We start from the raw sequence: 24,644 nt of genomic DNA, 5'->3' as shown, positions 1-24,644 counted from the left end.
ACCTTTTCAGACGTTGTAGAGCCAGGCCTTGTAGCGCGACAGGTTTTCCGGGTTCTTGAACCAATCGATCGTGTCGCGCAGTCCGTCCGCGAGGTCGTAACGTGGCCGCCACGGAGTCAGGGACGTGATCAAGGTGTTGTCGCCCATCAGGCGGAAGACTTCGGACGCGTCCGGACGAAGGCGCTGATCGTCCGTGACGATGCGGGCGCTTGGGTTGAGTTCGGCGACCAGGATCTCCGCGACCTGGCCGATGGAATATTCCTTGCCGGTGGCAATGTTGATCTCTTTTCCGATCGTCGCATCGGCTTCGGCGAGCGCAAGGAAGCCCTGCGCGGTGTCTTTGACGAAGTTGAAATCGCGCGTAGGCGTGAGGCTCCCGAGTCGCAGTTCCTTCTCGCCCAACATGAGCTGGGTGATGATGGTAGGAATCACGGCCCGTGCGGATTGGCGAGGCCCATAGGTGTTGAACGGCCTCACGATAACGACCGGCGTTTCGAAAGATCTGTAAAAAGATTCCGCCAGCCGATCCGCTCCTATCTTGGTGGCGCTATAGGGCGACTGTCCTTGAAAGGGGTGCTTCTCGTCGATCGGCGCGTATTGGGCTGTACCGTAGACCTCAGATGTCGACGTCACCAAGCAGCGTTCGATGCCGAGCCGTTTGGCCGCTTGAAGAATGTTGAGCGTGCCCTTGATATTCGTATCGACGTAGGAATCGGGAGAATGGTACGAAAACGGAATCGCGATGAGGGCCGCCAAGTGAAAGACAACCTCGCAACCCTTCATCGCTTCGAGCACTCCGTTTGGGTCCCGAATGTCACCCGGAAACACGTCGAGGTCGCGCACAACGTTCTGCGGCAACGAATCCAGCCAGCCCCAACTGTTGAACGAGTTGTAGTAGACAAAAGCGCGGACGTCGCAGCCGTGTTCGATCAACGCTTCCACCAGATGGCTGCCGATAAACCCGTCCGCACCTGTCACGAGTACTTTTTTTCCTTTGAGGTGCATGGTTCGAATCAGTAGTTGAGGGGTTAGCGTCCGCAACGCCAGTTGGTGTCCGTGACTGGGAAACGAGGGTTCAGCAAGACGACCGCGGCAGAACGACCACGGTCATTTTGAAAGCAGGCGCAAGGCGCACTGCATCTTCAGTGGCGAACGGCGCATTTTAGTCGAACGATTCGCCTTGACCGCGGGGCTCCCGACCGATGCGAAGCGCGTTCGCGCAGAGAGGAAGGCGCTTCCGAGATGACGTTAGACTGCCGGCGACCAGATGGAGGGACGTGGAGATGAAAGATTTCTTTGGGCGGATGCTTGGGCTTCCCTCGGAGCGGTTCGCTGTTGCGTCGCTGCCGAGGCACGCGACGATAGCGGCTTATCCGTTTGCAGCGCAGCTGGCGTCTGAGCCGGACCTTTTGGGGGGCTCGGCGAAGGGCGAGTTGCGCGGGACGTGCCCCATATGCGGCATGCAAACCCTCTTCGAACGATTCACTGACAACCTTCGCGAATCCGGCTTCTGCTCCTCGTGCGGATCTTTCAACCGTCAGAGGCAAATCGCGCACGTCCTCCGAAAACGATCCGGCCTGCCCGTAGGCACGGCCTTGTCGGTGCCTGCTGGACGCGTCGTCTACAACACGGAGACCACAGGGGCGGTGCATAAGAGCTTGTCGGGCAACCCGAACTACTTCTGTTCAGAGTACTTCGGGGAGGAATATGCGCCGGGGGAGTTTGTCGATGGCCGACGGCATGAGGACCTCCAGCGCCTGTCCTTCGAAGACGAAGCCCTTGATCTGGTACTTTCGAGCGACGTACTGGAACACATGCCAGACCCGTACTTGGCGCATCGTGAAATCTTTCGCGCGCTCAAACCTGGGGGAAGACACATCTTCACCGTTCCTTTTGATTGCCAAGCCCCGTTGGATGACAGGAGGGCGGCTTTGGTCGAAGGACAGATTGTCTACCTCGCGGACAAGCAGTTTCACGGCGACCCCGTCAGGCCTGATCAGGGCATCCTTGTCTGGACGATCTTCGGTCTGGAGATGCTGGTGCAGTTGGCAAGGATCGGGTTTCAGCCGGCCGCATGGAACCTTTACGAACCTGAAGAAGGCATCGTTGGTCCATACTCGTTGGTATTTGAGGCCTTCAAGCCCCTCGGACGTTGAGGCCAGAGCGCCGACAGCTTCGCAGCGAGCTCGAGCGGTGGTCATGCTTCCTGAGCAGTGTTACGACTAGCGCCAAAGCGATGTCTGTCTCATGGTAGGGTTGCCTGAAAGCTCCAGGTTGCAGATCGACCACACGAGAAGCGCTGGGCGAGAAGCACTGGCGCCGCGTACTTGCCGTGATCGTGAGACCTAGCCGGTGCGGCACAATCTTGGGCTGTAGCTTCAACACCAAACTCCTAGCAAATGAAAAAGCACGCTGTAGTCACGGGTATCACCGGCCAAGACGGGGCCTACTTGGCTGAACTTCTCCTGAGTAAGGGGTACGTGGTGCATGGCACCTTTCGTCGCACAAGCTCGGTGAACTTTTGGCGGATGGAGGAACTGGGAATTCAGAACCATCCGGATCTCAAGCTGGTCGAGCACGACCTGACTGATCTGGGCAGTTCCCTGACGCTGATCAAGGACGCCAAACCGGACGAGGTGTACAACCTCGCCGCCCAAAGCTTCGTGGGAGTCAGCTTCAATCAGCCGGATGCGACCGCTCAGATCACCGGCATGGGGGCACTGCATCTCTTAGAGGCCATTCGTCTTACCGATCGAAGCATTCGCTTCTACCAAGCATCGACGTCCGAGATGTTCGGAAAGGTGCAGGCGATCCCGCAAGACGAAGACACACCGTTCTATCCCAGGAGTCCCTATGGCGTTGCCAAGCTGTTTGCTCACTGGATGACCATCAATTACCGTGAAAGCTACAACATTTTCGGCTGCAGCGGAATTCTCTTTAATCACGAGAGTCCTCTGCGCGGCAGAGAATTTGTCACTAGGAAGATTACCGACGCAGTCGCCAAGATCAAGCTCGGCAAGCTGGATGTTCTTGAGCTCGGGAACCTGAGCGCGAAGCGAGATTGGGGTTTCGCAAAGGAATACGTCGAAGGAATGTGGCGAATGCTCCAAGCCGACGAGCCGGACACTTTCGTTCTCGCCACCAATCGTACGGAGACGGTTCGGCATTTTGTGGACCTCGCCTTCAAAGCCGCAGGTTTCGAACTCCGTTTTGAAGGAGAAGAGCAGCATGAAGTTGGGATTGACGTCCGGACAGGTAAGACGTTGGTGATGGTCAATCCCAAGTTTTATCGCCCCGCAGAAGTCGATCTCTTGATTGGAAATCCCGCTCGCGCAAAGGCAAAGCTAGGCTGGGAGCCCAAGACGACATTGGAACAGCTTTGCACGATGATGGTCGAGGCGGATTTGAGGCATAACATGCAAGGTCAATCGTTCTGACGAGAGATTGGCGAATTGACGATCGCGGGTCTCTTGCATGGGAGCGGTAGCAGATTCCGTATGTGGTCCTTGACCCGGAAAAAGGCGCCTCCCGCGGCGCACCCTTCGATCGAGTTCTTGTGACGCCGTGTTGTATGACGGTGCGCTCCAGTGATCTGGCTCGATCGACGTTCGGCGAGGATGCTGCTATTACCTTGTCAGCGAGATGCTTCGCTGGTTAGCGTAACGTACGTGAAATGGTGCCTCCTGCAATTTAGAACACGCCGAGCCGTTTGAGTCAGTTTGAGAGGGAATCATGAAACAGGGGATTGGTCGCGAGGTAGCGATACTGGCGCGAATAAGGCGTCGTCTTGCTTGGTTCAACAACGAGCCCGCGCCGGTCCAAGAGTCAGAGGAAATTCGAACTGCGCGGGCATTGAGCGAGGCAGGCATATTCGACTCGGATTTCTATCGGAGGGCTTATCCGGACGTTGCCGCGAGCGAGCTTTCGCCGATAAATCACTTTATCGAGTTCGGTCTTCAGTTAGCTCGGCAACCCTCCCTGCGCTTCGATCCGGTTGCATATGCCGACCTCAACTTCGATGTCGGAGGAGCTGCCAACGCCGTTCTCCACTACGTGTACTATGGACGGCGCGAAGGCCGTAACCTTGGGGTGCCGCCGCTCGATCCGGCAAGACTGGACGCGGTGCTGCAGTCCATTGAAGAAGGTGGGTTCTTCGACGCCGCGCACTACAGATGTGCCAATCCAGTCGTCGAGACGAGCGGCATGGACCCTGTCTTTCACTACCTGGTCAACGGCCATCGAACCCTGGCTGAGCCTTCGCCGAACTTTTCGACCCGCGCCTACGTCGGTCTGTACGCCGATGTGAGGGCGTCGGGATTGAATCCGTTGGCCCATTGGTTGGAGTTCGGTCGATTCGAAGGGCGAACGCTGCCTGACGGTAAACCCTCCAATTTTCGATGGACGGATCCAGCCAAACCATATGCTCTACCTGACGATATCGTGCATTGCGAACTTATGGCTGGAAAAGCCTACTTCGCCGGGCAAGGTTTCGACTTCGCTGACCGAGGCACGCCGGACTTGATCGCGCGAAGTGTTGAATGCATGGCGGAACGCGAACCAAGGCTGTCTATTGGGCAGAACTCACCGAAGGTGTCCATCATCGTACCGGTTTATGGGCAAACACATTTCGTGCTGAATTGCCTTGATTCACTCGTGCAGCATGTGTCGAAGCATTCCGTCGAAATCATCGTGGCGGACGATGCTTCCCCCGAGGAAACTCGAACGGCGTTGCTCGCGCGGATACCGTGGATCCGTTACGAGCGGCGCAAAAGCAATGGCGGATTTCTTGAATGCTGCAACTTCGCAGTCAATTTGTCGCGCGGAGAATTCGTTGTGTTGCTCAATAGCGATACGCGTGTTGTGCCTGGCTGGCTGGATGAACTCGTCGATGGTTTCGAACTATTCCCCAACGCGGGCCTGACGGGCTCCAAGCTCTTTAACGATGACGGTACGCTGCAGGAGGCTGGCGGCATCTTTTGGCGCGACGGCTCAGCACACAACTATGGCCGTGGCGATGACCCAAATCGGCCTCAATATTGCCATGCTCGACAGGCGGATTTCATTTCGGGTGCATCGATAGCTGTGCGACGGAGGGTGTGGGACGAACTTGCCGGATTCGACGAACTGTACCGCCCAGCCTACTGTGAAGACGCCGATCTTGCATTCCGTATGCGGCGAGCCGGCTACGAGGTATGGTATGTGCCGTTCTCGCGCGTAATCCACTACGAAGGCGTAACGCACGGCCGCGACACCACAAGGGGTGTCAAGGCGTACCAAGTTGAGAACCTGAAGAAGTTCGCTGAACGATTTGCCTCCGAGCTACACGTTCATCCTCAGCCGGGCACGAACGCCGCTCGTGCAGCATCTTGGCGTTCTGCGAGAAACATTTTGGTCGTTGACGCTTTGACGCCGCGCCCTGACAAGGACTCCGGCTCCATCGTTACCAACGAGGTGATGCGGACCTATCGAGAGATGGGGTTCGGCGAGAGCTTTGTTCCGCTGCACAACCTCTACTACTTCAGGAGTTATTCGGCACCACTTCAGCGCCGTGGCGTTTGCTGCCACTACCTGCCTTTCTCGCCTGATATCAGGGCCGTTCTCGAAGTTTCACATGCCTTCGACTATGCGCTGCTCTATCGCTATAACGTTGCTCAAGGGGTTTGCGCGCAATTGCGTGAGTTGTCGCCGGCCACGAGGGTCATCTTTGCGAATGTTGACTTGCATTATTTACGCGAATCTAGGGCTGCGTCGGCAAATGAAGATGCAAACGGCATCTTCAAAGCTGCAGTCACGAAATCTCACGAGCTGGCAATGTTTGCTCGGGCCGACGCTTCGTTTGTGCACACGGAGGTCGAAAAGAAGATCATCCAGGCCGCAATGCCGCGTCCGCTGAACAACATCGTGGTGTTGCCTTGGCTCTCCGACATCTTGCAAGATGCTCGTGCCTTTTCGGACCGCGATGACATCATGTTTTTGGGCAACTTCCCGCACGATCCCAACGTCGATTCGATCAAGTTCTTCATGACCTCAATCTGGCCTGCGCTTGTGAAGCGGCTTCCTCCGCAGGCAAAACTTCTAGTGGTTGGCAACAAGCCGCCGCCGGAGGTTGTTGCAATGGCAAGCGAGCGCGTGGTTGTGACTGGATATGTGGAAGATCTGAAGCCCTATTTCTCGTCATCGAGGGTGTTTGTCGCTCCGCTACGCTATGGAGCCGGTATCAAAGGCAAACTGGTGATGGCGCTGGCGCATGGTGTACCGAGCATCGCTACCACGATCGCGGCGGAAGGTATCGGAACCAATGAATCGGGCTACTTGTGCGTGGCTGACGATCCGAAAGTGTTCGCCGACGACGTCATGCGCGTGTACGCGGATGAGGCGCTGTGGACCCAGATGCGTACAGCGGGTTGGGCCTTTGTCCAGGAGCACTACTCAAGCGCTGCGGCCGCAGCACTGTGCTCACAAGCGCTCAAGGTCGCAGACGAAACATGGCTAGCTCGCCAAGAGACCAAGTGTCGAGCCACGCTCATAGAGGTCATGAGGGAGAACGGCGAGTTGTCAGAGTCCCCCACGTCACTCGCTACTTGAGTTGCTTGCTTGGGCCGTGATTGAGCTGTTCGATCGCCTCTGAGAACATCCTCAGCGGCTCTGCCCATTCCGTTACCTTGGCAATGCGCTGGCGTTGGCTGTCCTCAGAGAGGGAAACCAACTCGCGGGCTGCTGACGATGCGTCGTTCGAAACGAAGACGCCAAATGCGCGATGGGCTGGGATCTCTGAAGCTACAACCGGCAGTCCCAACGCCAGCGCCTGTCCAATGCCGAAGTTATAGCCTTCCCAACGCGAAAAGTTGGCATACAAATCCGCGCAGCAATAGAGGTCGATCAACTCTTCGTCGCTGATGTTGGCGAACACTTTCAGGCCACTGGCTTCCATCTCTTCCACATCGGCTTGTGTCCCCTTTCCGGCGAGCACGAACATGAAGGGGTTGGATCGGTCGGAATACAGCGCGTCGAGCATCGCTTTGACGTGACAGTACTCGTCGACGCCCTTGTAGTATCGCTCGCCTTCATGAAACCGGCATACGTTGAGAACCACGATGCGGTCGCCGAAGCCAAGCTCTTCGCGTTTGGCAGCGCGCCTTGCCATGGAGCTCTCTTCCCAGCGCGCCAAGTGGGCATTCCCTAGAGGAATGACGCCCATTCGTTCGTGAGGTGCCTCTGCCTTGACCGCGTCGGAGATCGCGTAGAGAGCATCTGCCATTTCGAGGCAAAAGTCCTTCTCCTGCAGCTGTTGCTTGCGCTCTTCTGCGTCGGGAAAGAAATCCGGATTGGGTTCGCCGTAGTCATATGCGAGCGTCTTGACGCCAGCGCCGAGCCATCGGGTCGTGGAATAGAAGGGCGGGGTGTGCATCACCACACAGTCGATCCCATGTTGAACGGCGAAGATTGCCGCCTCCTTCGGAGCATTGAGCTCAACGCGAATGCACCCGGGATAACTGAATTCGTTTGTTGAAACAGGACCGCCGATGAACACCTCGTGCCCTACTGACGCGAGATGCCTCGCCTGCAGGTCGACGACAACGGGCACACCGTGGCCAATTTGATGTGTGACGCTCAACATGAGAATACGGAGCTTGCCGATCGACTCGCTCCTGAATCGATTCCATGGCTTCGAAACACGCGGGGGAAACGCGAAATCGTACGCGCGTTCGAGGCTCAAATTGCTGTTGTAGAAGGGGTCATTCTTGAACAGCGCCTGGTCCTTCCGGCGCGCGTAGCGGGCCTCAGCGCGAAACAACTGCTGCTTGGCTGCGGTGTCGTCGAAGCCCCGCGTCTTCGACTCGAAATGAAGCATCAATGGATGGCCCACATAGACGTTCCTGTAGCCTCTCTGGGCCAAATCCATACACAGCAATACATCGTTGAACGCGACCGCCAATTCCTGATCGAAGCCGCCAATCTCTTCGAACCGGCTCCGCTTGAGAACGAGGCATGCGCCCGTCACAGCGGAAATGCCGTGTGTTGCGCTGGCTAGGCCCAGGTATCCAGGCGCGCCGGCATCAAGACCGTGATGCGCGTGAGCCGCCACTCCTTGAATGCCAAGAATGATGCCGCCATGCTGGACGGTGCGATCGGGGTATAGGAGCTTCCCGCCCACTGCGCCCACTCCTGGCTGAACCGCCTGGAAGGCAAGGCGCCGCAGCCAAAGCGGATCGATGATCACAATGTCATTGTTCAAGAAGGCGATGAGATCGCTCTGAGTATTGCTGGCTGCCAAGTTATTGAGCCGAGAGTAGTTGAACTTCTGCGGATCTCGAAATACGGTGATCCTTTCCAGCCGTTCCATCTCGTCGAGATACTTCAGGATGTCGGGCTCATTCGAACCATTGTCGACGACGACGATTTTGTACCGGTCGCGCGGGTAGTCGGACTTTTCGATGCTCGTGATGCAGGGTTCCAGAAAATCGAGACGGTTCTTGGTCGGAATGATGATGGCAACAGTGGGAAGTTCGACGTCGCCCTCCAGATAGCTCCGCTGCGTTGGTGGCAGAAGAATTGGCTCTGCCTTCGCGTGGAATAGAACAAAGGGAAGGTGGCGTGGCGGAAGTGAGCTCTCTGTGCTAGCCGTCGATAGCATTTTGCCGAGATCGATTTCCCCGGTAGTCAGCGCCGCGAGCATATCCTCTGACCCATGCAGAAGCGCCAGGGTTCCGACAGCAGCGTACTCAGGAGAATAAGCTGGTGCAAACCGAGGCGCTTTGCGCTCGTGCGCCGGTCCTAGGTCTTCGTCGCAGTAGACCGCCGAATAAGAATTCAAGGCGTCAAGCCCGAACATGTACGTCGCATGGTCCGCGAGTTCGCCCGGCCCGTTGAGCACCAGGCAGTGCTTGTCTCGCAACTGTGTTAACTCCTCACTCGATAGTCGGGACTTCAAGCTGAATCGAGAATCGGTCCTGATCAATTGAGCGAGTGCGCGCGACTGCCCGCCTGGGTTAGCGCTGACAAGAATGGCACGCCAGTTACCGCATATTTGGCGCAACAGGCTACTGGCAGCAGTATGTACGGCGGAAGAGTCGTCCGCGGGTAGAAGCCAGACGACCTGAAGTTCTGCTATCTGCACTGCTTCAGCATGGGCTTTGATCAATGCGTGGTCCGCAGCATTCAGGATGTCGAACTTTTCAACCCAGTGCAGATAGGACTCTGGATGATCCGATGGATCCGCAACGTAGCTCCCGGGGCGGATTCGTCTCGTGATCGCTGCCTTGAGTTGTCTGCGGTCTCGCGTCCCGTTTGGCTGGGCAGCGCGCCAGAGAACAGCCGATCGGTTCCGCTGCCGCTGTAGCCACGCAGACAAACGCCGTATAGGCGTTGTAATCTTCCAGGAGGTCGAGTTCTTGGTTGCCTCCACCACCTGCTCAAAATGATTTGCGCGATTTCGATCTTGAAACGCTTGCGCCTGCAGCGTTCGAATTCGCGCATTGAGGGCGAATTCTTTGCTCAAACTTGCGGCTCGCGTCCTTTCGAGTTGATTGCGTGACCATTCAAGTTCATTTCTCAGATCTGCGATACGTGCGGAGATCATGTCGATCTGTTTGCTTGATTCATTGGGCGCAAACGGCTGAGGATTATCCATCTGTTTCACATAGATGTCTCGAGATCTTGTGCTTGCAGTCGAACTCGAGTCAACCAAGCGTCGTTTGTGCACCAAAATGGCTGCGCCTCTAAATTCCACCGAACAGATATTCGTCAACTCGGCATCCGAAAGCTCACATCCAGACGTCTCAGCAAGCAACTTCAGTTGTTCTGTGCGGCTGCCCTTGGGTCTGCGCTGTTCGGCAAAGATGATGTCGGCAAGCTGTCTAAAAAATTCGATGGAACGCGATGAGGCCATGGCGCCATCTCGCGCCCCAAGATCATCGGAATAAATATCGTGAACCACATACAAGCCGCCGGCAGCCAAGCTCGGGAAATAACGCGAAAAAGTCGATGCTGTATCGTTTATTTGCTGAGATCGATCATCAAGAATGATGTCGAATTCATTGGAATGATTGAAGATTTGGATTTGTGCTGAATCTGTATCTGCTTCGCCTATTACCATGCGAATTCGAGGGTCAAGATGGTGAAAACCGGGGGCGGCATCCTGGTTCTCGCAGCCAACAACTATTTCGCAATGGGGAAAGCGCGTAGGCCAGCTCGACAACGAATCACTATGTTCAATTCCGAATTGGAGTAGTCGAATTGGTAGATCGGTGAAAGCCGAAAAGGCGTCATTGCAATTTGCCAAACCTCGCAGTCGTGCTTCAGAGGTCCTATCTCTTTGATCGCTATGAGTTGTATATGAGGTGAAAAAAGTCATCGGCTACTGTATTTGGATGGTGCCCGGGCAAATGCAAGATGTTGCGCTGTCCCGCCATCAGAACTCGAAGCCGACCGAACGCTGATCATCGACAAACCGCGACGAACGCCATATTCGCTCCCCCGAGGCTGGAACCTCACCTGCTGGGTGGATTTTAGAGGCTCGGGAGTTGGCCCCTTGACAGTCAACAGCGCATATTCAGCCTGCAGTTGGATCGATGCGTAACGTCCGCTCGAGGTCACACGATGACTGTGTGCATGTTTCAGGCGAGCCCTGGACCGTGCCGTTCGAGAGGATTTGCCAGCTCACACCCCGACGATCCGCCCGTGCTCCAGGTGGATCACCCGGTTGCATTCCTTCGCGATCAGGTCGGGCGAATGCGAGGCCAGCACCAGGATGCCGGATTTGGACACCACGTCCTTCATCCGCTGCTCGGCCTTCTCGGTGAACTCCGCGTCGCCGACGGACAGCCACTCGTCCATCAGCAGGATGTCGGCCTCGACGCTGGTCGAGATCGAGAAGGCGAGCCGCATCAGCATCCCGGTGGAATAGGTGCGCACCGGCATGTTGACGTATTCGCCCAGGCCGCTGAATTCGCAGATCTCGGGCGTGAGCGCATCGATCTGTTTCTTGCTCATGCCCATCACGAGCCCGCGCAGCATGATGTTCTCGATGCCCGTCGCGTCGTGCTCGATGCCCAATGCCGGGTCGATCAGGCTCGACACGGTGCCCTGGCGGACGAATTCGCCCGAGGACGGCTCATAGACGCCGGCGAGCGCGCGCAGCAGTGTCGACTTGCCCGCGCCGTTGTGGCCGACCAGACCGAGGCGGTCGCCGCTCTTCAACTCGAGGTTGATGTTGCTCAGCGCCTGCACCACGTTGACGCCGGTCTCCTTGCCGAAGCGACCGCCGGTCACGGACGCCGCGAGCGTCTTCTTCAGCGAGGCCGCCCCGGCCCCGTAGATAGGGAAGTTGACCGAGACGTTCTTGAGGGAAATGGATGCCATGTTTTTTTACAGCCAATAGACGACGCGGCGGCGGTACTTCGCGAAAAGCAGGCTCGAAGCGATCAAGCTCAGCGCCGTCCACCCCAGAATCCCCCACCAGTTGTGGGCGCCGGAGACACCGCCCATGAGGGGCGCGCGCAGCAGGTCGAGCATTTGCGCGAACGGATTCCACAGGATGTACTGGGCGCGGCCGGGCAGGCTTTCGGGCAGCCAGAAAACCGGCGTCAGGAACATCAGCATCTGCATCACGCTGGTGACGATCTGGGTCACGTCGCGAAAGCGCGTGCAGACGAGGCCGAGTGCCATGCCCAGCGCCTGGGCGTTGATCAACGTCAGAAAGAAGGCGGGCACGAAGAGCAGCGCAGACCACGACAGCGAGATGCCAGCCCACAGCGCTACCGGCACGTAGAGCACGATGTGATGCGAGAACTGAATGAGGTTGCGCGCCATGCTCCGCCAGACGAACAGGCTGATCGGGAAGTAACCCTGTTTGAGATAGTTGCTCGACCCGACGAAGGCATTGCAGGCGTCGGTCACCATGCTGGAGAAGAAGCTCCAGAAGATGATGCCCAGCGCCAGGTGGGGAAAGAACTTCGACAGCTCGGTGCCGAACAGCGAGCTGTACAGCGGCCCCATGCCGCCGATCATGGCGCCCATGCTGAGCGTCAGCCACAAGGGTCCCAGCATCGAGCGCCGGTAGCGCAGCACGATGTCGAACCAGGCCAGCGTCCACCAGATGTCGGTGCGGCGGGTGCCCTCCCACCAGTCGGCCCATGCGTTGCGATGAAGATTGGAATGTGCCTGGCTCATACGCGTCCGTAGGTGTCCACCAGGCGCACGATGTCGTCTTCGCCGAGGTAGCTACCGCACTGGACTTCGATGAGAACCAGTTCATCCTGTCCGATATTGGTCAAACGATGCTTCTCCTTGAGTGGGATGTAGCGGTACTCGCCGGGCAAGGTCTTGTGCTCCACATCGCCGATCTGGACGATTGCCGTCCCCTGGACGACTACCCAGTGCTCCGCGCGCTGGTGGTGGTACTGCAGCGAGAGCGCCTCGCCCGGCTTAACCGTGATGCGCTTGACCTTGTAGCCGTCTTCTTCCTTGAGCGAGGCGTAGGTGCCCCAGGGACGGTGGACGACCGCAGGCAGATTCACCGTTTCGTGCTTGCGTGCTTTGAGGATGTCGACCACCTTCTTGACCTGCTGCGCGCTGTCCTTGTGCGCCACCAGCAGCGCGTCCGGCGTGTCGACGATTACGAGGTCGCGCAGGCCCAGGGCCGCGACGATCTTTGGCCCGTGGCTCTCGACCTGGATGTGGGTGCCCGTGGTGTCCACGGCCACCACGTGATCGTCGGGAAAAGTGTTGCCGCTGGCGTCCGCCGGCTGGGCCTTGGCGACGGCCGGCCAGGAGCCCACGTCGCTCCAGGCGAACCGGGCCGGCACCACGCGCACGTTGTCGGCGTGTTCCATCACCGCGTAGTCGATGCTGATGTCGGGCTGCAGGCCGAAGGCGTGCAGATCGAAGCTGATCGCCTCGCCCTTGGTCTGCGCCGTGTCCAGCGCATGGCGCGCCGCCTTCAGCACTTCCGGCGCATGCAGCTCCATCGCCGAGACGATCGCGGCCGCGGTGAAGCAGAACATGCCGCTGTTCCAGTAGTAGCGACCCGTCGCGAGGTATTCCTGCGCGGTGGTCATGTCCGGCTTCTCGACGAAGCGCTTGACCGGCTGGCTGTCGCGCGAGACGCGCTCGACTTCCACGTAGCCGAAGCCGGTCTCCGGCGCGGTCGGCGAAATGCCGAAAAGCACCAGCGCACCTTCCTGGGCCAGCCGGAATGCCTCGCTCGCGCTGGCGACGAAGGCTTCCACATCGGGCACCAGATGATCGGCGGAGAGCACCAGCATCACGGTGTCGCCGCTGAACTGGCGCTCGCACTGCAGGGCCGCCAGCGCGATGGCCGGCGCCGTATTGCGGCCCTTGGGTTCGAGCAGGAAGGTGGCCGTGGGCGGATCGCTCATCTGGCGCAGCACGTCCTTGGTCAGGAACTGGTGGTCCTTGTTGGTCACCACCATCAGGTCGCCCGTGCCGCAGGCCTGCCCTCGTTCGATGGCCTGTTGGAGCAGGGTCGAATCGCCGAGCTTCATGAAGGCTTTGGGGAAGGCTTGTCGCGATGCAGGCCACAGACGGGAGCCTGCGCCTCCCGAGAGCACAACAGAAAGCAAGCGCATTTTTTTTGGGGATGTGTGAAGAAGGGGATAATTTTACCGGTCCCGGTTCAGCGGTTGCCTAACCAACAGACACAACTTCAGGCACGGATGCCCGCCAATTTCGTGATCTCCCCCGATGCAGAGTAAGCCGACGTTGCCGGCGGCAGCGTCACCGTGTGCGCAGCCGAAGTCCGATCCCCGCGGGCATGATGTCGGCCTCCATCGCCGCATCAGCGCGCTCGAATCGCAGCACAAGACCTTGCTGGCGCAGGCGAGCGCCCTTCGGCAGTCCATCAGCTGGCGTATCACCGCCCCGTTGCGCTGGTTGCTGGAGCACGCGCGGCGTGCCAAGCGCGCCATGCACGCCCTCCGGGGGGTGAGGCCACGCTCCAGCTATCAGGAATGGGTGGCGGCATACGACGCGCCGGATCGAAGCACGCGCATGGCCCTGCGGAGCGCCATCGCCGACTGGCCGTTGCGGCCGCGGCTGTCGGTGATCGTGCCGAGCTACAACGGCCGTCCGGCCTGGCTTCGCCAGGCCATCGAATCGGTACGCTCGCAGATTTATCCGGACTGGGAGCTGTGCATCGCCGATGACGCCTCGACCCGCGATGAGGTCCGCTCGCTCCTTCGGAGCTATGCGCGGAGCGATCCGCGGATCAAGGTCGAGTTCCGTCCGCGCAACGGGCACATCTCGGTCGCCTCCAACAGCGCGCTGGCGCTTGCGTCGGGCGAGTGGATCGTCCTGCTCGACCACGACGACCTGCTGGCACCGCATGCGCTCTATTGCGTTGCGCGGGAAATCGTCGAGCACCCCGAGGCACGCATGATCTACTCGGACGAAGACACGATCGACGCGCGAGGCTGGCGCAGTCATCCCTATTTCAAGCCCGACTGGAATCCCGATCTGTTTCGCTCGCAGAACATGTTCTCCCACCTCGGTGCGTACCAGAAACGGCTGGTCGAGGGGGTAGGCGGCTTTCGCGAAGGCTTCGAAGGATCGCAGGACTATGACCTGGCGCTGCGATGCATGGAGCGCCTGAACAGCGCGCAGATCCGGCATATACCGCGCGTGCTCTACCACTGGCGCGCGCACGACCAGAGCACGGCACAGTCTGCTGACGCCAAGCCTTATGCGCAAGCTGCTGCCGAGCGAGCATTGAACGAGCATTTTGGACGCGCGGGCGTCAGCGCCGTGGCGGAAGCCGTGCCCCAGGGCTACTGCGTGCGCTACGGGCTGCCGGAACTGCCGCCGCTGGTGACGCTGATCATTCCCACGCGTAATGCCGAGGCGCTGGTGCGCCAGTGCGTCGAAAGCATCGTGGCCAGGACCGCATATCCGAACTACGAGATCCTGCTGGTGGACAACGGCTCGGACGATCCCGAGGCGCTGGCCTACTTTGCGAGCTTGGATGCGCAGCCGGGCTTCGCCGTGCTTCGAGATGACAGGCCTTTCAACTATTCTGCACTGAACAACTTCGCCGTCTCGCGCGCCCAAGGCGAATTCGTGGCCCTGGTCAACAACGACATCGAGGTGATCTCGCCCGAATGGCTGGCCGAGATGGTGTCGATCGCGATGCAGCCGGGTGTCGGCGCGGTCGGCGCGAAGCTGTTGTATCCCGATCGCACGCTGCAGCATGCCGGCGTACTGCTCGGAGTCGGTGGCATCGCGGGCCATGCGCACAAGCACTTCGAGGCTTGGCAGCCGGGGTATGGCGGCCGCGCCCAACTGATCCAGTCTTTTTCCGCGGTGACGGCCGCCTGCATGGTGGTGCGCAAGAGCCTCTATGAACAGGTCGGCGGCCTGGACGAGCAGCACCTCCCCGTGGCATACAACGACGTCGACTTCTGCCTGCGGCTGCGGGAAGCCGGCTATCGCAACGTCTGGACGCCGTACGCGGAACTGCTGCACCACGAGTCGGCCACGCGCGGCGCGGACATCACGGCCGAAGCGCGCGAGCGCTTCGAAATGGAGTCGGCCTACATGCGGCAGCGCTGGGGCGAATTGTTGGCGGCGGACCCCGCCTACAACCCCAATCTCACGCTCGACCATGAAGGCTTCGGCCTGGCCTGGCCCCCCCGCGTGGCGCCCCTCGACGCCCCGCTTCGAATCCATAGCCCGCAGCCCCAGCCATGAACGCCGCCGAAGCCGCCAGGCCAGCCCTCCGCGTCTCCGTCGCCTTGTGCACCCACAACGGCGCCCGCTTCCTGCGCGAGCAGGTGCGCAGCATCTGCCTGCAGGAGCCGCCGCCGGCCGAGATCGTGCTGTCCGACGACGCCTCGAAGGACGATTCGATCGAGGTGGTGCGCGCCGCCGTCAATGAATGCATGCGCGAACGGCCGGGCCTGCAGCTGCCGCTGCGCGTGCTGCACAACGCCGTGGCCCTGCGTGTCACGAAGAATTTCGAGCAGGCCATCGGAGCCTGCGAGGGCGAATTGATTGCGCTGAGTGACCAAGACGACGTGTGGCTACCGGGAAGGCTCGCGCGTATGGTGTCCGAATTCGAAACCCGGCCCGGGCTGCTCCTGCTGCACACCGACGCGCGCCTGGTCGGTGCCAATCGCGAAGACCTGGGCCAGACGCTCTTCCACGCGCTGGAAGTACAGCCCTTCGAGGCCGAACGCATCCATGGCGGCCGGGCATTCGACGTCTTCCTGCGCCGCAACCTGGTGACCGGCGCAACCACCGTCTTCCGCCGTTCCCTGCTCGCCCAGGCGATGCCCTTGCCGCCCGAATGGGTGCACGACGAATGGCTGGGCATCATTGCCGCCGCCACCGGCGAGGTGGACGTGCTGGAAGAGCCCTGGATCGAGTACCGCCAGCACGAAGCCAACCAGATCGGCGCGCGCCGCGATTCGTTCGCCGGCAAGGTCCGCAAGGCACTGGCTTCCAGGGGGCGCATTCATGTGGAACGCGCCATCAAGGCCGAGATCCTGCTGGCGAGGCTGCTCGAATCCGGCGATCGCGTGGCGCCCGAAACCATCGAGAAGGTGCGCGGCAAGGTGGCGCACCAGCGCTTCCGGGCGGCGTTGCCGGCGTCGCGCATCGCGCGTTGCCTGCCGGTGCTGCGCGAAGCCATGACCGGCCGCTACGACAAGTTCGGCCGCGGCGTGCGCGGCGTTGTGCGCGACCTGTTCGAATCCGTATAGACAATGCACCCCATGAATGTTTCGCCCGACACGCCGACCGATCAGCCCACGCGATGGCCAAGCGTCGCGGTCGTCATCCCCTTCTACAACGGCGCCGATTTCATCGAACGCTCGGTCAAGAGCGTGTTCGAGCAGACGGTGCCGGCCGCCGAGGTGATCGTCGTTAACGACGGCTCGCGCGCCGAAGAGCGGGCCGCGCTGGATGCGCTGGCGATCCGCTATCCCTTCCGCATCGTCGACAAGGAAAACGGCGGGCAGGGCTCGGCGCGCAATGCCGGCGTCGCGGCTTCCACTTCGGACTATCTCTGCTTCCTGGATCAGGACGATTTCTACCTGCCCAACCACATCGAGACCCTGGCGTCGGCCATCCCGGACGGCGATCGGCTGTTCGGCTTCGTCTATGCCGACGTCTACGAGGCGCACGCCGACGGCAAGACCATCCGCACCGGCGTGGTGAAGGAGCATTCGACGCATCCGAAGCGCGATATCTTCGAGCTGCTGCGCGAAGACATGTTCGTGCTGCCCTCGGCGGCGCTGGTGAGCCGCGAGGCCTTCGAGGCCGTGGGCGGGTTCGATCCGCAGTTCATGGGCTACGAAGACGACGATCTGTTCCTGCGGATCTTTCGCCAGGGCTACAGCAACCATTTCGTGGACCGTGCCGTGACGGTGTGGTGCATCCATACGGAGAGCACCTCGTTCAGCATCCGAATGGTCAGAAGCCGTTTCAGGTATTTCAAGAAGCTGCTGGCCATGTTCCCCGACGAGCCGCGGCGAAACCGCTTCTACCTGCGCGACTATCTGGTGCCGAGGTTCGGCCAGGTGTTCGTGGACGAAGCGATCCAGGCCATCAAGCTGCGGCACGAGCATCAGGAGGAGATGCGCGCCCGTTTCACGGAATACGTGGGGATCGTGCTTTCCAATCCCTATGTGAGCCGCCGGGTCAAGCTCAAGATGCGCGTGATCGCCTTCCTGCTCGAGCACGATTCGCCCGCCCTGGTGAGGCTTATCGCCGCCGTGACGCGGCTGCCCGGGCTGCGAAGCCTGCGGCGCCTGGCGCGCTAGCCGGCATCCGCTCAGGGACGAGGCGGATGCATCCGCCGATAGCGCCAGAAGGGCCGCGACAGCCAGACCTTGAGCAGGCTCGTCACGTGCCAGTACAGGTGTTTCAGGCTCGTTCGGCTGGCGCGCTGCGCATCGTGCAGCGCCGTCAGGTCCTCCGCCACCTGCAGCTTCCAGCCGGCAAGCCGCGTGCGTGCGCAGATGTCGAAGTCTTCGCCATACATGAAGAAGCGCTCGTCGAAGCCGCCGACCTGGCGGTAGGCCTCGCTGCGAAACAGCATGAAGAGGCCGGGAATCCAGTCCGGCACCAGCGGGCGCACATAGTCCGGCCGCTTGCGCCGCAGGATTTCCAGCGGCGTGATGATGGCCCGGTGCTGCTCGGGCTCGCTCTTGCCCGGCTCGAGGATGCGCGGCGTGAGCAGGCCGCTGTCGGGCGCGGCCTGGGCGATCAGCGGCGCCAGCACGTCGCGATCGAAGCGGATGTCCGGGTTGAGCACCAGGAACCAGGGCGTCGTGCAGCGATCGAACGCCTGGTTGTGGTTGGCGCCGAAGCCCAGGGGGACCGCGTTCTCGATGCGTTCGATCTCGAAACCCCAGCTGGCGCCCGCCAGCAGGTCGGGCTCGGGGATGTTCTGCGTGAGCACGACCTTCGCCGTGAGCGCGCGGCTGAAGCGGTCCAACTGCTCGAGCAGCGGGCGCACCAGTTCGAGCTGACCATGGCTCACGATCGAGACCGTGACGGCGGGCGAGGGGGAGGGGTATGTGGACATGGTCTAATTTCGCTCGGGGATTCTAGAGTTCCCGATTTCCATCCATGCTTACCCTGATCGTCATCAGCTTTCTCGTCTCCGCCATTTCGGTGCTGTTCTTCATGCGCCGGGCGCGCCGCCATGCGCGGCGCTACGGCACCGACATGCCGCAGCGCTTCCACAAGGGCCACGTGCCGCGGCTGGGCGGTGCCGGCATCTTCCTCGGCACGGGCGCCGCCTGGCTGGTGGCCGGCATCGGCCCGGACCCCTTCAACGTCTCGTGGCCGCTCAAGGCTTCCGCCTTCACGCTGCTGTGCATCGCGCCCGCCGTGCTGGGCGGCATCATCGAGGACCTGACCCAGCGGGTCTCGGTGCGCTACCGGCTCGCGCTCACCATCGGCTCGGCGTTGCTCTTGTGCTGGCTGCTCGGCCTCGGCGTCTCGCGCACCGGCATCGGCTTCGTCGATGGCTGGCTGCAGGCTTGGCCCTACGCGGCGATCCTGTTCGCGGCCTTCGCCATCGGCGGCCTGCCGCATGCCTTCAACATCATCGACGGCTACAACGGCCTGGCCGGTACGGTGGCCGTGCTGGTGTGCCTCGCGGTCTCGCACGTGGCGCTGCAGGTCGGCGACCGGCAGCTCGCCGCCATGGTGATCTGCCTGGTGGGCGCGACGGCGGGCTTCCTGGTCTGGAACTACCCGCGCGGCAAGATCTTCGCCGGCGACGGCGGCGCCTACGTCTGGGGCATGGTGATCGCCATCGCCGTGGTGACGCTGGTGCAGCGGCACCGCGTCGTCTCGCCCTGGTTCCCCATGCTGCTCTTGATCTACCCGGTGTGGGAGACGGTGTTCTCCATCTACCGCAAGCTGGCGCGCGGCCAGTCGCCGGGCGATGCCGACGCACTGCATTTCCACCAGCTGATCTTCCGGCGCATCGTCCGGGTGGCCCTCGCGGACGACGAGGCCCGGCAGCTGCTGGCGCGCAACAACCGCACCTCGCCCTACCTGTGGATCTTCGCGGCGCTGACCGTGGTGCCGGCCGTGCTGTTCTGGAACAACACGCCGATCCTGATGGCCTTTTGCGCGCTGTTCGTCGCCACCTACGTGGCGGCCTACCTCATGATCGTGCGCTTCAAGGTGCCCCGCTGGCTCCGGCCCTGAGTTCCGTCACAATCCGCCGCATCCGTCTACTCCACCGCCGACCATGACCGATCCCGTCCTCAACATCCCCCCGCGCGACAAGGCCGAGATCCTGGCCCAGGCGCTGCCGTACATCCGCAAGTTCCACGGCAAGACCATCGTCATCAAGTACGGCGGCAACGCCATGACCGACCCGGCGCTGCAGGCCGACTTTGCCGAAGACGTGGTGCTGCTCAAGCTGGTCGGCATGAACCCGGTGGTGGTGCACGGCGGCGGCCCGCAGATCGAGGCGGCGCTCAACCGGCTCGGCAAGAAGGGCCACTTCATCCAGGGCATGCGCGTGACCGACTCCGAGACCATGGAGGTGGTCGAGTGGGTGCTGGCCGGCGAGGTGCAGCAGGACATCGTGGGCCTGATCAACCAGGCCGGCGGCAAGGCGGTGGGCCTCACGGGGCGCGACGGCGGCCTGATCCGCGCGCAGAAGCTCAAGATGGCGGACCGCAACGACCCCAACCTGCATCACGACGTCGGACAGGTCGGCGACATCGTCTCGATCGACCCGAGCGTGGTCATCGCGCTGCAGGACGATGCCTTCATCCCGGTCGTGAGCCCGATCGGCTTCGGCGAGGAAAACGAGAGCTACAACATCAATGCCGACGTCGTGGCCGGCAAGCTCGCCACCGTGCTGAAGGCCGAGAAGCTCATGCTGCTCACCAACACGCCCGGCGTGCTCGACAAGAACGGCAAGCTCCTGACCAACCTGAGCGCGCGCGAGATCGACGACCTGTTCGCCGACGGCACCATCTCCGGCGGCATGCTGCCGAAGATCGAAGGCGCGCTCGATGCCGCCAAGAGCGGCGTCAATGCCGTGCACATCATCGACGGGCGTGTGCCGCACGCGATGCTGCTCGAAATCCTCACGGACCAGGCGTACGGGACGATGATCCGAGCCCGCTGAACGCGCGCCTCAGCTCTCGTAACCCTTCGGATTCCCCTGCTGCCAGCGCCAGCTGTCCGCGCACATCTGCTCCAGCCCGCGCTGCGCGCGCCAGCCCAGCGTGGCCTGCGCGAGCGAGGGGTCGCCCCAGTAGGCCGGCACGTCGCCCGGCCGGCGCGGGCCGATCTCGTAGGCGATGGTCTTGCCGCTGGCGCGTTCGAAGGCCTTCACCACCTCCAGCACCGAGGCGCCCTGGCCGGTGCCCAGGTTGAGCGTGACCAGGCCGGGCTGCTGCTCGGCATGGCGCAGCGCCGCCACGTGGCCTTCGGCCAGGTCCATCACGTGCACGTAGTCGCGCACGCCGGTGCCGTCGGGCGTCGGGTAGTCGCCGCCGTGCACCGCGAGCTTGTCGCGCAGCCCCACGGCCACCTGGGAGACGAAGGGCATCAGGTTGTTGGGCTTGCCCTGGGGATGTTCGCCGATCAGGCCGCTCTCGTGCGCGCCGACCGGATTGAAATAGCGCAGCAGTGCGATGCGCCAGGCCGGGTGCGCATGCTGCAGGTCGGCCAGGGCCTGCTCGACCATCCGCTTCGAGTGGCCGTAAGGATTGGCCGGCCTGAGCGCCGCGCTTTCCGGGATCGGCGAGCTGTCGGGGTCGCCATAGACGGTAGCCGAAGACGAGAAGATCAGCGTGCGCACGCCCGCCGCCTGCATTGCTGCCGCCAGCACGAAGCTGCCGTGCACGTTGTTGTCGTAGTAGGTGATCGGGTCCGCTACCGAGTCGCCCACCGCCTTCAGGCCCGCGAAGTGGATCACGCCGCCGATCGGCTGTTCGCGAAACAGCTTGTCGAGCAGCGCGCGGTCGCGCACGTCGCCTTCGATGAAGCGCGGCGCGGTGCCGATGATGCGCGCGAGCCGGTCGACGACGCGCGCGTCGCTGTTGCCGAGGTTGTCCAGAATCAGCGGCGTGTAGCCGGCCGCCGCCAGTGCCACGCAGGTGTGGCTGCCGATGAAGCCGGCCCCGCCGGTCACGAGAATCGTCGAACCCATCGTTTTTCTTTCGCTGATTGTGTGAAAAAAGCCCAGCCATTCTGCGCGACGTACAGTGCATGCCCAGTAGGCACGCGCTCACTGCGCTGTGCGAGAATCAATTTTTTACATTTTGCACGCGCCCATGCAGAACGATGAGACAAGCGCCTCGCGCGCTGAAGACAGCAGTTCAGGTCCGGTGGCCATACCGACGCGCAAACGCCCCAAGCCGGGCGAGCGGCGCGTGCAGATCCTCCAGGCCCTGGCCGCCATGCTCGAACAGCCTGGCGCCGAGCGGGTGACGACCGCGGCGCTCGCGGCGCGGCTCGACGTGAGCGAAGCCGCGCTGTACCGCCACTTCGCGAGCAAGGCCCAGATGTTCGAGGGCCTGATCGATTTCATCGAGCAGAGCGTGTTCACGCTGATCAACCAGATCACCGAGCGCGAGGCGCCGGGTCACGAGCAGGCCGCGCGCGTCGTCGCGATGCTGGTGCAGTTCGCTGAGAAGAACCCGGGCATGACCCGCGTCATGGTCGGCGATGCGCTGGTCTACGAGAACGAGCGCCTGCAGAACCGCATGAACCAGTTCTTCGACAAGATCGAGTCCACCTTGCGCCAGTCCCTGCGTGGTGCGGCGGCGGCCGATGGCTCGGCCACGCCGAGTGTCGATGCGCAGGTGCGCGCCTCGACGCTCACCGCCTTCGTGGTCGGCCGCCTACAGCGCTTCGCGCGCTCGGGCTTCCGCCGTGCGCCTTCCGAGCATCTGGAAGCCGCAGTCGCCTTGATGCTCTAAAAACCGTTCAGGCTGAGCTTGGCCTGTCCTGAGCTTGCCGAAGGGTCGAAGCCGGGGCGAGCCCTTCGACAAGCTCAGGGCGAACGGGGGGTCGGCTCTATTGCCGAGATAGATCGACATCGGCACCCTCACGCTCAACCGCAACCCCGACAATTACTTCGCCGAGATCGAGCAGGCCGCTTTCAACCCCGCCAATTTCGTGCCGGGCATCGGCCCCTCGCCGGACAAGATGCTGCAGGGCCGCCTGTTCAGCTACGGCGACACCCAGCGCTACCGCTTGGGCGTCAACCACACGCAGCTGCCGGTGAACTGCCCGCACGCGACCAAAGCCGCCAACTACGGCCGCGACGGCGCGATGCGCTACGACAACGGCGGCCGCGCGCCCAACTACGAGCCCAACAGCTTCAGCGATGCGCCCAAGCAAAGCAACGAGCCGGTGTACGCGCCGCTCGAGATCCACGGCTGGACCGGCAGCCACGCCTGGACGAAGCACCCAGCGGACACCGACTTCGTGCAGGCCGGCGACCTCTACCGCCTGATGGACGAGGCCGCCAAGAGCCGCCTGGTCGCCAACATCGTCGGCAGCTTGGGCGCCGTGACGCGGCAGGACATCATCGACCGCGCGGTCAACCACTTCCGCCAGGCGGATGCCGACTACGGCGAGCGCGTGCACAACGCGGTGCGCGCCGTGCAGGCCCGCATCAAGGGCGAAGAAGTGACGATCCAGGTCGGCAAGCCGGCGCATGCCGAGAGCCGGAGCTGATCGAGGCGCGCGGCCTCAGTTCGCCGCGGTCACCTCGAGCCGGTTGTCGACCGAGCTGACGCCCTTCACGGCGCGGGCGATTGTCTCCGCCCGCGCCTTGGCTTCGGTGCTCGGCGCGGGGCCGGCGAGCCGCACCGTGCCGGCGTTTGTGCGCACGTCGATGCGCCGGGCGCTCAGCTCGGGATCGCGCGCCAGCGCGGCCGTGACCGAGGCCGTGATCGCGGCGTCGTCCGTCTTGGCCGTCAATGCGTCGCCGGCGTTCTTCAGCGCATCCTTGGCCGCCGCGACGTCCCGCTTCACCTCGGGCGACTCGAAGTAGGCCTTGGTGTTGTCGCGCGCCTTCTCCGCCAGCTCGGCGGCCTTGCGCGCGGCGGCCACGGTCGCGTCCTGCGTCTTCTCCACCGCGGAGTCGACTTTTCTTTCGGCGCTCTGCTTGCTCGCCTGATCGCTGCACGCCGCCAGCGACAGGATGGCGCCCGCTGCGCACAGCGCCAGGGCCAGTGCCGGTTTGAGTTTCTGCAAGGTCACCGTCGTTCCTTCCGCCCCCTTGCCCGCGGGGCTCAATTGCCCAGAAACAGATTGCGGCGCGCTTCGTCCTGGCGGCGCTGGCTCAGCGGTTTCTTGCACTGCGGGTGGTGGGCACTGCCGGGCTGGGCGCAGCGGTTGTTGACGCAGACGGCGTGCGCAATGAAGTTGCGTCCATCGCACGATGCCAGCGGGCCCGGCGCCGAACGCCGGAAGCTCGCCGCCCGCTGTTCGGGCGGCAGCGCCGAAGTCTTGCGCACGGTCTGGGCGTGGGCGTGGGCGCGCGGCTCGCGCTTCAGCGCGGGGCCTGTCGCGGGAGGTGCCGGCCGCTCGTCGACGAACACCGCGGCCGTCGGGTTCTCGCCCGAGGAGGTGGCGTGGAGGCTCGAAGCCATCGCCGGTAGCGCGACCGGAAGCACGCTGGGCGCAGCCACCGGCGTCACGGCCGCGGGCGAGGTGGCCGTCGAAACCGGTGGCGGCTCCACCGTCGTGCCGCCGCCGTACCAGAGGCCGAGCAAGGCGAGCATCGTGGCCAGCGCCGCGGTAAAGCCCAGCACCGAGATCGCGAGCGTCAGCACGGTAGGCGTGCGCTCGTCGTCGATGCCCGGCGCGTGCGAAGCGTTGTCCGCGACGGCACCCGTCGCGTAGAAGGCCGGCAGCTTGCCCGCGCAGCCTTTGCAGAAGAGGGCCGAATCCCGGTTGATGGTCCGGCAGGTCTCGCACACCACGGTGGTCGACGGGTCGCTGTGCAGCAGCACCCTCGACAGGTCGATCAAGCCCCCGAATGCTTCTGCAGACACGGGGCCGGGCGGGGGGACGAAGTTGGCGGTGAGGGCAGTCATGATGAGATCGAGTCAGTGCATGGATGAGATACCTGTTCCCGAAAAAGCCGGGCTCCTTCTCTTCGCCAGGGAGCTCGACCACAGAACGAA

19 protein-coding genes are annotated in these 24,644 nt (G+C 62.2%); 10 read left to right on the top strand and 9 right to left on the bottom strand.

Translation table 11 applies throughout. The features are described 5' to 3' along the window. Positions 1-6 precede the first annotated feature (6 nt). The gene (locus ACSQ89_RS26075) at positions 7-1,005 is read right to left on the bottom strand and encodes an NAD-dependent 4,6-dehydratase LegB (RefSeq protein ID WP_436295672.1); all 999 of its coding nucleotides are present in this window, start codon (positions 1,003-1,005) and stop codon (positions 7-9) included. A gap of 278 nt (positions 1,006-1,283) precedes the next feature. On the opposite strand from ACSQ89_RS26075, the gene ACSQ89_RS26070 reads away from it, so the two are divergent. The 3 genes from ACSQ89_RS26070 (at position 1,284) to ACSQ89_RS26060 (ending at position 6,585) form a co-directional block, all read left to right on the top strand. Further along, positions 1,284-2,156, top strand: a complete 873-nt coding sequence (locus tag ACSQ89_RS26070) for a methyltransferase domain-containing protein (RefSeq protein ID WP_436295671.1) — start codon at positions 1,284-1,286, stop codon at positions 2,154-2,156. A 243-nt stretch (positions 2,157-2,399) separates the two neighbouring features. Then, complete coding sequence (gene gmd, locus ACSQ89_RS26065; protein ID WP_436295670.1) at positions 2,400-3,437, top strand: GDP-mannose 4,6-dehydratase; 1,038 nt, start codon at positions 2,400-2,402, stop codon at positions 3,435-3,437. A gap of 295 nt (positions 3,438-3,732) precedes the next feature. Beyond that, positions 3,733-6,585, top strand: a complete 2,853-nt coding sequence (locus ACSQ89_RS26060; RefSeq protein ID WP_436295669.1) for a glycosyltransferase — start codon at positions 3,733-3,735, stop codon at positions 6,583-6,585. Here ACSQ89_RS26060 and ACSQ89_RS26055 read toward each other — a convergent pair. The 4 genes from ACSQ89_RS26055 to ACSQ89_RS26040 all read right to left on the bottom strand — a co-directional run bounded on the left by ACSQ89_RS26055 (position 6,578) and on the right by ACSQ89_RS26040 (position 13,589). Next, positions 6,578-10,354, bottom strand: a complete 3,777-nt coding sequence (locus ACSQ89_RS26055; RefSeq protein ID WP_436295668.1) for a glycosyltransferase — start codon at positions 10,352-10,354, stop codon at positions 6,578-6,580. The two genes, ACSQ89_RS26060 and ACSQ89_RS26055, sit on opposite strands and share 8 nt — an antisense overlap. Before the next feature lie 305 nt (positions 10,355-10,659). Beyond that, positions 10,660-11,361, bottom strand: coding sequence for an ABC transporter ATP-binding protein (locus ACSQ89_RS26050; RefSeq protein WP_436295667.1), 702 nt, complete (start codon positions 11,359-11,361; stop codon positions 10,660-10,662). 6 nt (positions 11,362-11,367) lie between these two features. Then, complete coding sequence (locus tag ACSQ89_RS26045; RefSeq protein WP_436295666.1) at positions 11,368-12,171, bottom strand: ABC transporter permease; 804 nt, start codon at positions 12,169-12,171, stop codon at positions 11,368-11,370. Further along, positions 12,168-13,589: a mannose-1-phosphate guanylyltransferase/mannose-6-phosphate isomerase gene (locus ACSQ89_RS26040; RefSeq protein ID WP_436295665.1), complete on the bottom strand. Its 1,422-nt coding sequence runs from the start codon at positions 13,587-13,589 to the stop codon at positions 12,168-12,170. Before ACSQ89_RS26040 ends, ACSQ89_RS26045 begins: the two co-directional genes overlap by 4 nt. Before the next feature lie 115 nt (positions 13,590-13,704). Between ACSQ89_RS26040 and ACSQ89_RS26035 the strand changes: the two genes are divergently transcribed. Genes ACSQ89_RS26035 through ACSQ89_RS26025 form a run of 3 tightly spaced genes read left to right on the top strand, consistent with a single transcriptional unit; the run spans position 13,705 to position 17,780 of the window. Further along, on the top strand, positions 13,705-15,705 hold the full coding sequence (locus tag ACSQ89_RS26035; RefSeq protein WP_436295664.1) for a glycosyltransferase family 2 protein: 2,001 nt from the start codon (positions 13,705-13,707) through the stop codon (positions 15,703-15,705). Beyond that, positions 15,702-16,718 (top strand): glycosyltransferase family 2 protein, encoded by a 1,017-nt coding sequence (locus tag ACSQ89_RS26030; RefSeq protein WP_436295663.1) that lies wholly within the window; start codon positions 15,702-15,704, stop codon positions 16,716-16,718. The genes ACSQ89_RS26035 and ACSQ89_RS26030 overlap by 4 nt, the downstream gene beginning before the upstream one ends. 12 nt (positions 16,719-16,730) lie before the next feature. Further along, the gene (locus ACSQ89_RS26025) at positions 16,731-17,780 is read left to right on the top strand and encodes a glycosyltransferase family 2 protein (protein WP_436295662.1); all 1,050 of its coding nucleotides are present in this window, start codon (positions 16,731-16,733) and stop codon (positions 17,778-17,780) included. Positions 17,781-17,791: 11 nt separating this feature from the next. On the opposite strand, the gene ACSQ89_RS26020 is transcribed toward ACSQ89_RS26025, so the two are convergent. Next, positions 17,792-18,547, bottom strand: coding sequence for a glycosyltransferase family 2 protein (locus ACSQ89_RS26020; RefSeq protein ID WP_436295661.1), 756 nt, complete (start codon positions 18,545-18,547; stop codon positions 17,792-17,794). Positions 18,548-18,591: 44 nt separating this feature from the next. Between ACSQ89_RS26020 and ACSQ89_RS26015 the strand changes: the two genes are divergently transcribed. Both ACSQ89_RS26015 and argB read left to right on the top strand, forming a co-directional pair. Then, positions 18,592-19,686 (top strand): MraY family glycosyltransferase, encoded by a 1,095-nt coding sequence (locus tag ACSQ89_RS26015; protein ID WP_436295660.1) that lies wholly within the window; start codon positions 18,592-18,594, stop codon positions 19,684-19,686. Positions 19,687-19,729: 43 nt separating this feature from the next. After that, complete coding sequence (gene argB / locus ACSQ89_RS26010; protein WP_436295659.1) at positions 19,730-20,623, top strand: acetylglutamate kinase; 894 nt, start codon at positions 19,730-19,732, stop codon at positions 20,621-20,623. A 9-nt stretch (positions 20,624-20,632) separates the two neighbouring features. On the opposite strand, the gene galE is transcribed toward argB, so the two are convergent. Then, positions 20,633-21,652, bottom strand: a complete 1,020-nt coding sequence (gene galE / locus ACSQ89_RS26005; protein WP_436295658.1) for a UDP-glucose 4-epimerase GalE — start codon at positions 21,650-21,652, stop codon at positions 20,633-20,635. A 124-nt stretch (positions 21,653-21,776) separates the two neighbouring features. On the opposite strand from galE, the gene slmA reads away from it, so the two are divergent. Then, positions 21,777-22,424 carry a nucleoid occlusion factor SlmA gene (gene slmA / locus ACSQ89_RS26000; RefSeq protein ID WP_436295657.1) on the top strand — a complete coding sequence of 216 codons (648 nt, stop codon included), beginning with the start codon at positions 21,777-21,779 and terminating at the stop codon, positions 22,422-22,424. A 112-nt stretch (positions 22,425-22,536) separates the two neighbouring features. Then, the gene (locus ACSQ89_RS25995; RefSeq protein ID WP_436295682.1) at positions 22,537-23,187 is read left to right on the top strand and encodes a catalase; all 651 of its coding nucleotides are present in this window, start codon (positions 22,537-22,539) and stop codon (positions 23,185-23,187) included. A 15-nt stretch (positions 23,188-23,202) separates the two neighbouring features. Here ACSQ89_RS25995 and ACSQ89_RS25990 read toward each other — a convergent pair whose 3' ends face one another. Continuing rightward, positions 23,203-23,715: a BON domain-containing protein gene (locus tag ACSQ89_RS25990; protein WP_436295656.1), complete on the bottom strand. Its 513-nt coding sequence runs from the start codon at positions 23,713-23,715 to the stop codon at positions 23,203-23,205. Positions 23,716-23,747: 32 nt separating this feature from the next. Then, positions 23,748-24,554: a hypothetical protein gene (locus ACSQ89_RS25985; RefSeq protein WP_436295655.1), complete on the bottom strand. Its 807-nt coding sequence runs from the start codon at positions 24,552-24,554 to the stop codon at positions 23,748-23,750. Between the last annotated feature and the right edge of the window lie 90 nt (positions 24,555-24,644).

Source organism: Variovorax sp. LjRoot175, assembly GCF_964253805.1.
In the GTDB taxonomy this organism is placed as follows: domain Bacteria; phylum Pseudomonadota; class Gammaproteobacteria; order Burkholderiales; family Burkholderiaceae_C; genus Variovorax.
Note: the sequence above shows the minus strand (reverse complement) of the source record. Positions and strands in the feature narration are given on the sequence as shown.